The 12962-nt window shown below is 72.6% G+C and carries 12 protein-coding genes and 1 tRNA gene; 4 read left to right on the plus strand and 9 right to left on the minus strand.

Annotated features, from left to right (window positions below):
- Positions 1-2: 2 nt before the first annotated feature.
- The 4 genes from AUV08_RS01080 to AUV08_RS01095 all read right to left on the minus strand — a co-directional run bounded on the left by AUV08_RS01080 (position 3) and on the right by AUV08_RS01095 (position 4893).
- Positions 3-995 (minus strand): ABC transporter permease, encoded by a 993-nt coding sequence (locus tag AUV08_RS01080; protein WP_036341535.1) that lies wholly within the window; start codon positions 993-995, stop codon positions 3-5.
- Positions 992-1996: an ABC transporter permease gene (locus tag AUV08_RS01085; protein ID WP_002856116.1), complete on the minus strand. Its 1005-nt coding sequence runs from the start codon at positions 1994-1996 to the stop codon at positions 992-994. The genes AUV08_RS01080 and AUV08_RS01085 overlap by 4 nt, the downstream gene beginning before the upstream one ends.
- A gap of 136 nt (positions 1997-2132) precedes the next feature.
- Positions 2133-3815: an ABC transporter substrate-binding protein gene (locus tag AUV08_RS01090; protein ID WP_061873055.1), complete on the minus strand. Its 1683-nt coding sequence runs from the start codon at positions 3813-3815 to the stop codon at positions 2133-2135.
- 154 nt (positions 3816-3969) lie between these two features.
- Positions 3970-4893 carry a glycerophosphodiester phosphodiesterase gene (locus tag AUV08_RS01095; RefSeq protein ID WP_061867609.1) on the minus strand — a complete coding sequence of 308 codons (924 nt, stop codon included), beginning with the start codon at positions 4891-4893 and terminating at the stop codon, positions 3970-3972.
- Positions 4894-4993: 100 nt separating this feature from the next.
- Here AUV08_RS01095 and AUV08_RS01100 point away from each other — a divergent pair, with 100 nt between their 5' ends.
- On the plus strand, positions 4994-6271 hold the full coding sequence (locus tag AUV08_RS01100) for a DUF445 domain-containing protein (RefSeq protein ID WP_061867608.1): 1278 nt from the start codon (positions 4994-4996) through the stop codon (positions 6269-6271).
- Between the two features lie 128 nt (positions 6272-6399).
- Here AUV08_RS01100 and AUV08_RS01105 read toward each other — a convergent pair whose 3' ends face one another.
- From AUV08_RS01105 to AUV08_RS01115, 3 genes are all read right to left on the minus strand, one after another.
- Positions 6400-7287 (minus strand): hypothetical protein, encoded by an 888-nt coding sequence (locus tag AUV08_RS01105; RefSeq protein WP_061867607.1) that lies wholly within the window; start codon positions 7285-7287, stop codon positions 6400-6402.
- 33 nt (positions 7288-7320) lie between these two features.
- On the minus strand, positions 7321-8046 hold the full coding sequence (locus AUV08_RS01110) for an alpha/beta hydrolase (protein ID WP_036383543.1): 726 nt from the start codon (positions 8044-8046) through the stop codon (positions 7321-7323).
- Positions 8047-8108: 62 nt separating this feature from the next.
- Positions 8109-8181 (minus strand) — tRNA-Lys (locus AUV08_RS01115).
- Positions 8182-8339: 158 nt separating this feature from the next.
- Here AUV08_RS01115 and AUV08_RS01120 point away from each other — a divergent pair.
- From AUV08_RS01120 to AUV08_RS01130, 3 genes are all read left to right on the plus strand, one after another.
- Positions 8340-9014, plus strand: coding sequence for a hypothetical protein (locus AUV08_RS01120; RefSeq protein WP_002856103.1), 675 nt, complete (start codon positions 8340-8342; stop codon positions 9012-9014).
- 139 nt (positions 9015-9153) lie between these two features.
- Positions 9154-9780, plus strand: coding sequence for a hypothetical protein (locus AUV08_RS01125; protein WP_036314859.1), 627 nt, complete (start codon positions 9154-9156; stop codon positions 9778-9780).
- Between the two features lie 15 nt (positions 9781-9795).
- On the plus strand, positions 9796-10821 hold the full coding sequence (locus AUV08_RS01130; RefSeq protein WP_061867605.1) for an inorganic phosphate transporter: 1026 nt from the start codon (positions 9796-9798) through the stop codon (positions 10819-10821).
- 92 nt (positions 10822-10913) lie between these two features.
- On the opposite strand, the gene pstB is transcribed toward AUV08_RS01130, so the two are convergent.
- The gene (gene pstB, locus AUV08_RS01135) at positions 10914-11693 is read right to left on the minus strand and encodes a phosphate ABC transporter ATP-binding protein PstB (RefSeq protein WP_061867604.1); all 780 of its coding nucleotides are present in this window, start codon (positions 11691-11693) and stop codon (positions 10914-10916) included.
- An 86-nt stretch (positions 11694-11779) separates the two neighbouring features.
- Positions 11780-12961, minus strand: a complete 1182-nt coding sequence (gene pstA / locus AUV08_RS01140) for a phosphate ABC transporter permease PstA (RefSeq protein ID WP_061867603.1) — start codon at positions 12959-12961, stop codon at positions 11780-11782.
- Between the last annotated feature and the right edge of the window lies 1 nt (position 12962).

Below are 12962 nucleotides of genomic sequence, written 5' to 3' on the forward strand. Positions count from 1 at the left end.
GGTCAGCGCCTCCGGGAGGTCGGGTCGAGGGCCTCGCGCAGGGACTCGCCCAGCAGGGTGAAGCCGAGCGCGGTGATGGCGATGCACAGGCCGGGCAGGAACGCGAGCCACGGGTTGATGCCCAGCTCGGCCTGCGCGTAGGTGAGCATGCGGCCCCACTCGGCGGTCTCGGGGCGGCCGCCGCCGAGGCCGAGGAAGGACAGGGCGGCCGCGTCGATCACGGCCGTGGCCAGCGTGAGCGTGGCCTGCACGATCACGGGGCCCAGCGAGTTCGGCAGCACGTGGGACATCGTGATCCGCCCGCGCGAGAGGCCGAGGGTCTGCGCCGCGAGCACGTAGTCCGACCCCTTCTGCGTGAGCATCGAGGAACGCAGCAGCCGCGCGAACACGGGCACCTGCGCCACCCCGATCGCGATCATCACCGCGAACGGGGTCTGCCCGAGGATCGCCGCGATGGACACCGCCAGCAGCAGGTTCGGCACCGAGAGCAGGATGTCCACGACGCGCATCACCACGGAGTCCACCCAGCCGCCGAACGTGCCGGCCAGCAGGCCGAGCAGCATGCCGCCGGCCAGGCCGAACGCCGTCGAGACGACGCCGATGAGCAGCGAGGCCTGCGCGCCCCAGATCAGCTTGGAGAGCACGTCCCCGCCGAAGCGGTCCAGGCCCAGCGGGTAGCCGGCCACCTCACCGGGGCCGGGCACGTGGGTGGGGCGGATCTCGCGCATGCCCGGTGTGGCCGTGCCCGCGTACGGGGCCAGCACCGGGGCGAGGACGGCCACGAGCACGAAGAGCAGCACGATCACGGCGCCGGCGATCGCCGCCGGGTTGCGGCGCAGCCGCTGGAACGCGGCGCCCCACACGGAGGTGCCGCGGGTGTCCGCGGCGGCCTCGGTGGTCGCCTGGGTGGCCCCGGCCTCGACGGGCGCCAGCGCGTGCTCGACGGCGTGCTCGGTGGGTCCGCCGCCGGGGCTGGGGGGCAGGTTCACGCTCATGAGACACGCACCCTCGGGTCGATGAGGCCGTAGGAGACGTCCACGACCAGGTTGATCAGCGAGTAGAGCAAGGCGATGAAGATGATGAAGCCCTGCAGCACCGGGAAGTCGAGCTGGAAGATCGCCTGCGCGAGGAACCGGCCGATCCCGTTGAACGCGAACACCGTCTCGGTGAGCACCGCCCCGGAGATCAGCAGGCCCAGCTGCAGGCCGAGCGTGGTGCTCACCGGCAGCAGGGCGTTGCGCATGATGAACCGGTCCCGGATCAGGCGCGGGGCCAGGCCCTTGGCGCGGGCCGTGCGCACGAAGTCCGCGTCCTGCACGTCCAGCACGGAGGCGCGGGTGATGCGCGCGATGATCGCCAGCGGGATGGTGCCCAGCGCGATGCCGGGCAGCACCAGGTGGGTCAGCGCATTCAGGGCCGCGTCCCACTCGGCGGTGATGATGCCGTCCCACACGTAAAAGTTCGTGTAGTGGGTGGCGTCGATCCGCGGGTCCTGTCGGCCGTCCGTCGGCAGCCAGCCCAGCTTCACCGCGAACACCCACTTGAGGATGAACGCCAGGAAGAACACGGGCACCACCACGCCGATCAGGGACAGCACGACGGCGACGTCGTCCTGCCACCGGCCCACATGGCGGGCGGCCCAGTAGCCGAGCGGGATGCCGATGACCACCGCGAACACGATCGCGAAGATCGAGAGCTCCAGCGTGGCCGGGAAACGGTCCGCGAACTCCTCGACCACAGACCGATTCGTCATGATCGAGGTGCCGAAGTCGCCGCGCAGCAGCCGCCCCATGTAGGTGACGTACTGCTCGAGCAGCGGCTTGTCGAAGCCGTACGCCGCGTTCACCCGGGCCACGGCCTCGGGGGTGGCGCGATCGCCGAGCAGGGCGGTGGCGGGGCCGCCGGGCAGGCTGCGGACCCACACGAACAGCAGGACGGACAGTCCGAACAGGGTGGGGATCAGCAGCAGCAGGCGCTTGCCGATGAGTCTGAGCACGAGGGGCCTCCATGCCGGCGCGGGGGCCGGGCCGGTCGGTGCGAGGGACGGGCGGTGGCGGGCGGGCCGGCGACGACGGCGCCGGGGCGCGGCGCCGTCGTCGCCGGTGGGGCGGGTCGTCCCCGGCCCGCCGGGCTCACTCGGTCAGGTCGATCTCGTTGAAGACCTCGTCGTTGACCGGGCTCGCCGGGTAGGAGGCCACGCGCTTGTCGAAGGCCAGCGACGGGGCCGGGTGGGCGAGCGGGACCGCCGGGACGATCTCGGAGATCTGCTCGTTGATCTCCTGGTACTTCGGCGTCTGCTCCTCGAGCGTCGGGATCTGGCGGGCCTCCTCGAGGGCGGAGAACAGCTCCTCGTCGGTGAAGCCGAACTCGGGCTTCTCCTGGCCGAAGAACACGCCCACGAAGTTGTCCGTGTCGTTGTAGTCACCGGTCCAGCCGAGCAGGTGGATGCCGTGGTCCGCGGAGCCCTGCACCTGGTCGAGGTAGTCCGGGCTCCACTTGGCCGGCTTCGCGTTCACCGTGATGCCCACCTCGGCCAGCTGGCTCGAGAGGTTGGAGAACGCCTGCTCGGGGGTCGGCATGTACGGGCGCGAGACGCCCGTGGGGTAGTTGAAGTCGATCGTGAAGCCGTCCGGGTAGCCGGCCTCGGCGAGCAGCGCCTTGGCCTTGGCGGGGTCGTGCTCGTACGTGGTGACGTCCTCGCTGTACCCGTTCACGGACTTCGGGATGAACTGGGTCGCGGGCTCCGTGCCCTCGGGAAGGGTCTGCGCGATCAGGGCGTCCTTGTCGATCGCGTAGGCGATCGCCTGGCGCACCCGGACGTCCTGGAGCTCCTCCTTCTCCTGGTTCAGGCCCAGGTAGAGGATGGTGAACGGGTCGCGGGCCACCACGTTGAAGCCGGCCTCGGACAGGGCCGCGGTGTCTGCAGGGGCCACGAGGTCGTAGCCGTCGATGTCCCCGGCCTCGAGCGCCTGACGGCGGGCCACCGGGTCGTCGATCACGCGGAAGGTGATGTCCGTGACGTCGCCGCCCTCGCCCCAGTAGTCCTCGTTGGCGGTGAGCTTGACGTCCTCGCCCACGCTCCAGGACTCGAACTTGTAGGGGCCGGTGCCGGTGGGGTGTGCCCGGGCGTACTCGGACATCTGGGGCGACTCGGCGGTGCCGCCGACCTCGTCCGCCTTGTACTCCTCGAGCGCCTTCGGCGACTGCATGGCGAAGGCCGGCAGGGACAGGGAGGAGATGAAGCCCGCGAACGGCTGCGCGAGCGTGATCGTGGCCTCGTGCTCGCCGGTGGCCTCGCACTCCTGGTAGACGGCGTCCTCGGGCTTGTCCGCGAAGCCGCGGAACAGCTTGCCGTAGTAGTACGAGAGGGTCTCCGACTGCTGGATGCCCGTGAAGTTGTACCAGCGGTCGAAGTTGGCGCACACGGCCTCCCCGTTGAACGGCTCGCCGTCGTGGAACGTCACGCCCTCCTTCAGCTGGAACGTGTGGGTCAGGCCGTCCTCCGAGGACTCCCAGGACTCGGCGAGCAGCGGCGCGGGGTCCGCGGTGCCCGGCTTCGTGCCCACGAGTCCCTCGAAGATCTGACGGGAGACCCGGAAGGTCTCGCCGTCGGAGGCGAAGGCCGGGTCCAGGGTCTTCGGGTCAGAGGAGGCCGCGAAGAGGAACGAGCCGTCCACTTGGGCGGCGTCGCCCCCGCCCGAGCCGCCGGAGCCGCCGCCGTCGCGCTGGCTCTGTGCGCAGCCGGTGACGAGCAGGGCTCCGGCCGCGGTGAGCGCGGCGGCGGACAGGAGTCGGTGACGCAGACGGGTGGCCATGGGGGCTCCTCCGGGAGAGGTCTCAGCCGAGACGCGGGTGCGAGGGGACCGCGCCGTCGGGTGTGACCTGGAGCACGGTCCTGGACGTGACTATAGCCACAAGCGCGGGCGGGGACGCAACGCAGGCCACGTCTGCGCGTGCGGCGCGGCGCCCTCAGGCCCCGGTGGGCATCCGCTCCCGACGCGCGGCGGCCCGCTCGCGGACCCAGCGCAGCACGTCCTCCGGACGGTTGGTGGTGAGCTCCTGCACCCCCTGGGCGAGGAGGAAATCGGCGTCCTCGCGCTCGTCGACGGTCCACACCCGCAGCCGCCGCCCCGCCGCCAGCCACGCCTTCACGTCCGCCAGGTGCTCCCGCACGTAGGCCACGGAGGGCCCCGCCATCCCGGCCCGGCCGCGCCAGACGAGCGCCTCGGACCCCGCCAGCGACTGACGCGCCGCCGCACGCACCGCCGCCCGGCTCAGCGGCCCCTGCGCGAGCCGGGTCGGCAGCTCCGTCGGCATGAGGTCCATCAGGGGGCAGAGGGGGTCCGTGCCGGCCAGCGGAGCCACGTGGCGCAGCGCGTCCGGATGGAAGCTCATGAGGGACACCTGCACCTGACCCACCCGGCCGGTCTCCGGGTCCCAGCCGGCCTGCAGCAGCTCCCGCAGCACCCGCTCCTCGAGCTCATGCCCGAACGGGGAGGGGTGCTTGAGCTCCACGGCCAGGCGCAGCGGCCGGTCCGCGGCCGTCGCGATCGCCAGGAGGTCGGTCAGGGTGAGCACCTGCTCCCCCGCGCCGTCGTACACGGCGGGCGGCGCCGTCGTCGTGGCGGGCTCGGCCCCCGGACGCCGGGCGTGCCACGAGACGACGTCGAGACCGCGCAGACGATCCAGCGTGTGGTCCGCGACGGCGCCGCGCCCGTCCGAGGTGCGGTCCACGGTGGGGTCATGCCAGCAGACGACCTCGCGGTCCCGCGTGAGCTGGACGTCGCATTCGAGACCGTCCGCGCCCACGGCGAGGGCGTGGAGCATGGCGGCGCGGGTGTGCTCGGGGAAGGCGGCGGAGGCACCGCGGTGGGCGATCACGAGAGCGGGCACGCCGCCAGGCTAGGGAGCGCGTGTGCCGGCCACGTCACCGCAGGGTGCCCGGCTGGTTAACTGGTGGGGACCATTCGGTGCACGCGATCAGGAGCCTCCCGTGTCCTTCTCCCCCGACCCCGCCCAGCAGCTGCTCAGCGCCGGCGCCCTCGAACGCGCGGCGGGCCTGCGGCGCATGAAGGCCGTCGCCCTGGGGCTGCTCATCCTGCTGGCCGTGGTGTTCGTGGTCGCGTTCCCGTTGCAGGACACCCACCCGGTGTGGGGCTACGTGCGCGCCGCCGCGGAGGGCGGCATGGTCGGCGCACTGGCGGACTGGTTCGCGGTCACGGCGCTGTTCCGCCACCCGATGGGGGTGCCCGTGCCGCACACCGCCCTGATCCCGCGGAAGAAGGACCAGCTCGGCGCCGCGCTGACCGAGTTCGTGCAGGAGAACTTCCTGGACTCGGAGGTCGCCCACGAGAAGGTCGACGGACTGAAGGTGGCCGAGGCCGCCGGCGGCTGGCTGCGACGTGAGGAGAACGCGGCCCGCACCGCCCGGGAGATCGCCACGGCGGCCCGGGGCGCCATGGCCGCGGCCGACGACGACGCCGTCCAGGAGCTGCTGCGCCAGCTGATGGAACGCCACATGGTGGCCCCGGACTGGTCCCCCACGCTCGCGGGCGTGCTGGAGGACGTGGTGGCCGGACGGCACCACGAGCGCGTGGTGGACCTCGTGGTCGCCCACACCGGGGACTGGGTGGCCGCCCACCCCGAGCTGTTCGTCGAGACGGTGCGCCGTCGCTCCCCCGAGTGGAGCCCGGACCTCGTGGACCGCCTCCTCGCCGAGCGACTGCACGCCGAGACCCTCAAGTATCTCGCCGGCATCCGCCGCGACCGGGAGCACGAGGCCCGCCGCGCCGTCGACGACTGGCTCGACCGCCTCGCCGACGAGATGCGGAACGAGCCGGCCACCCGCGCCTCGGTGGAGCGGTTCAAGCGGAACCTGTTCGCGGACGAACGGCTGCGTGCGTGGGCCGGGCGGGCCTGGGTCTCCCTGCGGGACTCGCTCCTGGACGCGCTCGAGGACCCGTCCTCCGACCTGCATCGCGCGCTCGTGGCCGCCCTGCGCGACCTCGGCGCCCGCCTGCAGGAGGACCCCGAGCTGCGCGACCGCGTGGACGGCCACGCCCGCCGCGCCGCGGCGTATGCGCTGAGCTCCTACGGCCCGGCGCTCACCGGGGTGATCGAGGAGACGGTCGCCCGCTGGGACGGCGAGCAGACCGCGCGCACCCTCGAGCTGTTCGTGGGCAAGGACCTGCAGTTCATCCGCATCAACGGCTCGGTCGTCGGCGCGCTCGCGGGCCTGGCGATCCACGGGGTGGCCACGCTGTTCCTCTGAGCCGCGGCTCCCGCCCCGCACTTTCGAACGTGGAATGGGGCGAATGGGCGCTTTCGAACGTGAGATTGGGCCTCTCTCACGTTCGAAAGCGCGGGGGCGGGGGCGACGGACGCGCGGGGGCGGGGCCGTCAGGCGGCGGGCTTGCCCTTCTTCTGCCTGTCGTCCTTCTCGTCCTTGCCGCCGGGCAGGGCGCGACGGATCGCACCGAAGACGCCGCCGTCGTCCTTGGTGCCATCGGCGCGCCCCTGTGCGGCGCCCTCGCGGATCTCGCCGGGGATCACCATCGGCAGGGGGCTGAAGAGCTCCGCGGCGTTCTCCATCACGGCCTTGCCCATGGCGCGGTTGCCCACGCCGCCGATCACGGCGCCCACGCCGAACGGCACGGCGCGGCCCACGAAGCCGGCACCCTGCCGCAGGCGCATCTTGCGCATGAACGTCCTCTTGAGGCGATCCACCACGAACGCGCTGATGCCGGTGCCCGATGCGGTGCCCGCGAGCGCGTTGAGGCTGGACTGCGGGTCGTAGGGACGGCCGGCCTTGGCGGCGGCCTCGCGGAGCAGCTCCTTGGCGTCGTCGCCGAGCATGAGGCCCATGACGAGGGCCTGGGCGCGCTGCGGGTCCTGCGTGGTGATGCCGTGCAGCTCGGCGAGGGACTGCGCGTAGAGGGCGGTGGCCTCCATGAAGCCGGCGACCGCGGCACCGGACAGGCCGAGCGCGGCCACGGTGCCGATGCCCGGGACGATCGCGGTGCCGCCCACGGCGGCACCGGCCCCCGTGACGGTGGTCAGGTACTGCTGCCCGAGCCGCTCGGCGAGACGCTCCGGGCTCTCCCCCGGGTGCTTCGCCGCCATGCGCTGGATGTTCTTCAGGACCAGGGGGCGCTGGACCGCCAACACCGTGGAGAGGGCCTTCTCGAAGCCCTCCGTGGGCTCGCCGTTCTCATCGAGTGCCGACTTCAGCCCGAAGTCCTTCACCTTCCCGGACGCGTACCGGCCGATCGTCGAGTTCTTTGCCATGCGCGCCACAGTATCGGCGCGCGACCCCCGCGGTCAGGACCCGGGCGTCGCCGCGCGCAGGGAGTGCTCGAGGAAGATGCGCACGTCACGGACCTCGTCGGGGCCGGTCCCGTGCAAGATCCCGGGGTAGGTGCGCACGGTCAGGCGGGTGTGCTCCTCGGCCCACGCGCGGGTGTGGGCGACGGCGTCCGGATGGATCACGGGATCCTCGGCGTCCCGGCCCCAGAAGAACGGGCGCGGGCCCGGTCCCTCGGCCGGGGAGTCGAGCATGGCCAGCAGCTCGTTGTCGACGGCGAAGCCGCTCAGGCCCACACCGCAGGTGAACGCCTCGGGGCGCAGACGCAGGACCGTCGTCGCCATGGCCATGCCCTGGGAGAAGCCGAGCACCGAGACCGTGCGGAAGCCGGCCGCCACGACCTCCTCGGCGGAGAGCACGTCGAACACGCGGTGGGCGGCGGCGAGCACCTGGGCGAAGTCGGACTGCAGCAGCAGGTCGAGCAGGAACCAGCCGTGCGCGCCGGGGTCGCCCGGGCCCTCGGAGGCCGTCTCGTCGATCTCGAAGCCGCCGCGCACCGCCAGGCCGGTGCACCGCTCCGGGAGCATCGGGAAGTGGCGGCGCGCCGCGCGGACCTCGTTGGAGCCGTAGCCGTGGAACACGAGCACCAGGTCCGTGCCCGCGCGCTCCGCCGGCGGGCGCGACCACACCACGCTGTGGCCGGAACTGATCGTCTCGGTGACTGGTGCGGGCGTGGGGCTCATGGCTCCATCCTAGGGAGAGGCCCCTGACCGGGCGTCATGCCTGGTCAGGGGCCGCTCTCCGGTGGGCCCTGCGGGGATCGAACCCGCGACCGGCGGATTAAAAGTCCGATGCTCTGCCAGCTGAGCTAAAGGCCCCCACCCGCGGCCGACGACGACGGCGTGCGGCCGACGACGGCGACCCTCGCGGGTGCCCTCCGATGGTAGCCCAGGCGTCCGGGGCACTACCGTGGACGGGGCCGCCGCCTCCGGCGACCACATCCCCACCCCGATGCGCCCTCGAAGGGAGCCCGCCCATGGCACGTCACCGCCTGCCCGCCGGCCGCGGCGCCAGCTCGAGCGCCTCGGGCGTGCTGCGCCCCCACCGGCCCCGCCTCTCGGAACCGCAGGAGCTCACGCACTTCGCCGGCGGCGAAGACCCGCAGGAGGTGGCCGCGGCGGCCTCGCGCCTGGCCCACGCCCTCGTGGCCGGCGGCCGCGCGGAGGAGGACCCGGCCGTCGTCGAGCGGCTGGTCGGGCTGGTCCGCGAGCTCGGCGTCGAGACGCTCGCCGAGCTGTGGGCAGACGCCCCGCCCGTCTCGCTCGCCGGCGCCCTGTGGCGCCTGTACGCGCTGCAGGAGGCGACGACCCGCGACGGCGAGCGCTGGGCCGCCTGGTACCGCGCGGGGCACGCCGCCTACGCCTCGCGCGTCGTGGCGGGCGCCGTCGAGCCGCCGGGGCCGGCCGAGCTGCGCCGCCTCACGGACACGATCCTCACGGGCGCCTACCGCTCCGAGATCGACGTCGCGTTCGAGCGCGCCGCCGCCTACGCCCGCGTCGTGGCCCTGGGCCAGGTCGAGCACGCCGAGGGCTCCGAGGCCGCCGCCCCGGACCGCGCCGCCGCCCTCACCCGCCGGGCCGCGCGCCTGGTCAGCACCGCCGACGCCCTGGAGGCGGCGGGTCGAGCGTTTCGGGACGGATCGCTAGACTGAAGGGGACGGCGCCGGGCCGCTGGTAACCCCGGGCTCCAACACATAGCCGCTGCGAGCGGCCTTCCGCCGAGAGGCGTTCCCGGCCCGGCGTCGTCGTCGACCCCTTCGCCACCCGTCGACGAGAGAGCGACCGCTGCCCATGTCCCCCCGCATGCCCTGGCTCGTCACGCGCGACACCCCGGCGCTGCGCCACATGGCGGACCTCGCCGAGGCCCTGCACCGGTCCGTGCATCTGGTGGCCCAGGTCGCGGGGACCCGCGGACCCGAGGCGGACCGTGCCGCCCGTGAGCTCGAGGAGCTCGACTCGTCCTCGAGCGCCACCCTCATGGCCTTCCTCACCGCGCTGCGCAGCGCCTACGTGACTCCGCTGCCCCGTCAGGACCTCTACCGGCTGGCCAGCGGCGTGCACGCGACCACCCGGCGCGTCGTGTCGGCGGGCGTGCTGATCCAGCGGGCCGACCTCGAGGAGCTGCCGACGCACGCCCTCGACGTCCTCGAGACCGTGGGTCGTCAGGCCGAGCTGCTCGCCCGCGGCGCCGCCGAGATGCGCGACCTCGACGCCCTGGAGGCCACGTGGATGCAGCTGCTGCGCGCCTCCCGCCGCACGGAGCGGATCATGGTCGAGTGGCTCGCCGACCTCGGCATGGACCTGCTGCAGCGCGACTACAACCGCCAGCGCGAGGTCGCCTGGGCGCTGCACGCGGCGCTCGAGGCCCTCTCCCGCGTGAACATGGACCTGGGCATGGTGCTCGTCCGTGAGTCCTGAGCCGGTGGAGGCGCCGTGACCGCGGGGCTCGCCGTCGTCCTCGTGCTGCTGTGCGCCGTCGGCGCGCTGATGGGGTTCCGCGACGCCCCCAACGCCGCGGCGCTGCCTGTCCGGTACCGGGCGCTGACACCGCGCGGGGCCCTCCTCCTGACCGGGGCGGTCAACACCGTGGGCGCGCTGCTGGGCATCGGGTTCATCACGCTGAGCGTGCACTACTTCACCTCGCCCGCGGTGCGCAGCGAGATCGGCCCCCTGGCCGTGGGCGTGTCCTGCGTGGTGACCCTCGTGTGGGGTCTGCTGCTGTGGTGGCGGCGCCTGCCCGGCTCCAGCACGCACGCGCTGATCTCCGCGCTGGCGGGCAGCCACCTCGCCGTGCGCCTGAGTCTGGACATCGACGTCGCCCTCACCATCTTCGACCTCGTCCGCGCCGAGGTGCTGCTCAGCCTGCTGCTCTCGCCCCTGATCGCGTGGGCGCTCGCCCGCCTGCTCACCGCCCCCGCCATGCGGCTCGCCACCCGGGGCACCACGGTCAACGTCCAGCACCGGGCCCGCGTCGCGTTGGGCATCTCCGCCAGCGCCATGGCCATGGGCCACGGCCTGCAGGCCGGTCAGCGCATGGGGGTGCTGTGGGCCGCCGTGCTGGTGGGGTCCGGGTCCGTCCTGGCGCCGGACGCCCTGACGGCCGAGTTCGTGGGGGGCGCGTTCCTGTTCGCCCTCGCGGTCGGGCTCGGCACGCTGGGCGGCGCCTGGCGGATCGCCTGGACCCTCACCGAGCGTCTCGTGCGCCTCGACCCCCTGCGGGCGTCCGTGGCCGCCGTCATCCCCGCGGGCCTGCTGTTCGTCGGATCCCTGGTGTTCCACCTGCCCCTGTCCTCCACCCACACGGCGACGGCGGCCATCGTGGGCGCCGGCCAGACGCAGACCTACGCGTCCGTGCGCTGGCCCACCGTGCTGCGCGTGGTCGGCTGGTGGGTGCTCACGCCGGTGGCCTGCGCCCTTCTCGGCCTCCTCGGCACGCTGGCCCTCGTCCCGCTGGCCTGAGGCCGCGCCCGACGACGACGCCCGGCCCCGCAGACGCCGCGACCCCGCCCGGCGTGCGGCCGGACGGGGTCGGGGACGGAGCGCGGGACGGCTCAGCCGAAGCGGCCGGAGACGTAGTCCTCGGTCTGCTGGCTCGAGGGGTTGTTGAAGATGACGTCGGTGTCGTCGTACTCGATCAGCTTGCCGGGCTTGCCGACGCCCTGGATGTTGAAGAACGCGGTCTTGTCCGCCACGCGCGCGGCCTGCTGCATGTTGTGCGTGACGATGATGACCGTGTACTCCTCCTTGAGCTCGTTGATCAGGTCCTCGACGGCGAGGGTGGAGATCGGGTCGAGCGCGGAGCAGGGCTCGTCCATGAGGATCACGTCGGGCTGCACCGCGATGGAGCGGGCGATGCACAGACGCTGCTGCTGACCGCCGGAGAGGCCGGAGCCGGGCTTGTCGAGGCGGTCCTTGACCTCGTTCCACAGGTTGGCGCCGCTCAGGGACTTCTCCACGAGCTCGTCCGCACGGGACTTGTTCAGGCGGGTGCCGTTGAGCTTGTAGCCGGCCAGCACGTTGTCCCGGATGGACATCGTGGGGAACGGGTTCGGGCGCTGGAAGACCATGCCGATCTGGGAACGGACGCGGACCGGGTCCACACCGGGCCCGTAGATGTCCTCGCCGTCGAGCAGGAGCTGGCCGTCCACGGTGGCGCCGGGGAGCACCTCGTGCATGCGGTTGATGCTGCGCAGGAAGGTGGTCTTGCCGCAGCCGGAGGGGCCGATGAAGGCGGTGACGGAGCGGGGGGCGATGTCGATGTTGACGCCCTCGACGGCCTTGAACTTGCCGTAGAAGACATCGACGTCGATGGCCTGGATGCGCTTGGACATGAGTGGTTCTGTTCCTTCGTGGAAGTCTCTGGGGGGGTGCGACGGGGCCGGGGCCGGCCGCCCGGGGGATTCTGGGCGGCCGGACCTCACCGGCCCTTCTTGGGGGCGAACGCCTTGGCGATGAACCGTGCCGCCAGGTTGAGCAGCATGACGATGGTCACGAGCAGCAGGGCGGCTGCCCAGGCGCGGGCGGTCGAGGGGTCCGCCGCCGTGGGCGAGGTCGGGGCGACCAGCTGGCGGTAGATGTACACCGGCAGCGCGGTCATCCAGTTGTCGAACGGGTTCCAGTTGATGCTGGTGGCGAAGCCGGCCGTCACGAGGATCGGCGCAGTCTCGCCGGCCACGCGGGCGATGGCCAGGGTGACGCCGGAGGCGATGCCGGAGATCGCGGTGGGCAGGACCACCTTGGCGATGGTCTGCCACTTGCGCACGCCGAGGGCGTAGGAGCCCTCGCGCAGCTCGTTGGGCACCACACGGAGCATCTCCTCCGTGGATCGGACGACCACGGGGATCATCAGCACGGAGAGGGCGATCGCGGCCGTGAGACCCATCTGCACGGACTGCAGTGCGGTGGACTTGCTGCCGGTGACCAGGGTCAGGACCCACGTGATCGCGGCGTAGGCGAAGAGGCCGGCCACGATCGAAGGGATGCCGGTCATGACGTCCACGAAGAACACGATGGCCCGGGAGAACCAGCCGCCGCGGCTGTACTCCACCAGGTAGATGGACGTGAGCATGCCGATCGGCACGGAGATCAGGGTCGCGATGATCGTGATCACGACGGTGCCGATCAGGGCGTGGCCGAAACCGCCCGCGAGCCCGCCGGCGGGCTTGCCGTCCTCCACCCACGCCGAGTCGTCGATGCCGGTGATGCCCTTCATGTCGTACGCCATGATCTGCGGGTTGGCGATCAGGGTCGGCAGACCGGCGGAGAGGACCGACCACAGCACGGAGACCAGCGGCACCAGGGCCACGAGGAACGCCAGCCACACGAGGTTGCGACACAGGCCGTCTGCGGCGCGGCGCCGGTTCTCCATCACGCGGGTGGCCACGTAGAGCCCCGCGATGTAGAGGATGGCGGCGATGATCATGAAACCGACCACGTTGAAGGCGCCGCTGAGCAGCACGGTCAGGCCGGCGGCGACGACGGCCGCGGCAGCTGCGACGGCCATCCAGGTCCAGCCGGGCTTCTGACCCTCGGTCAGGGAATGACGCCGCGGCGTCACGCTGTCCTCGGTGGCCCGGGGAGAAGTCGAGACAGTGCTCATG

Origin of the sequence: Micrococcus sp. CH7 (assembly GCF_001595485.1) — a bacterium.
Taxonomy (GTDB): Bacteria; Actinomycetota; Actinomycetes; order Actinomycetales; family Micrococcaceae; genus Micrococcus; species Micrococcus luteus.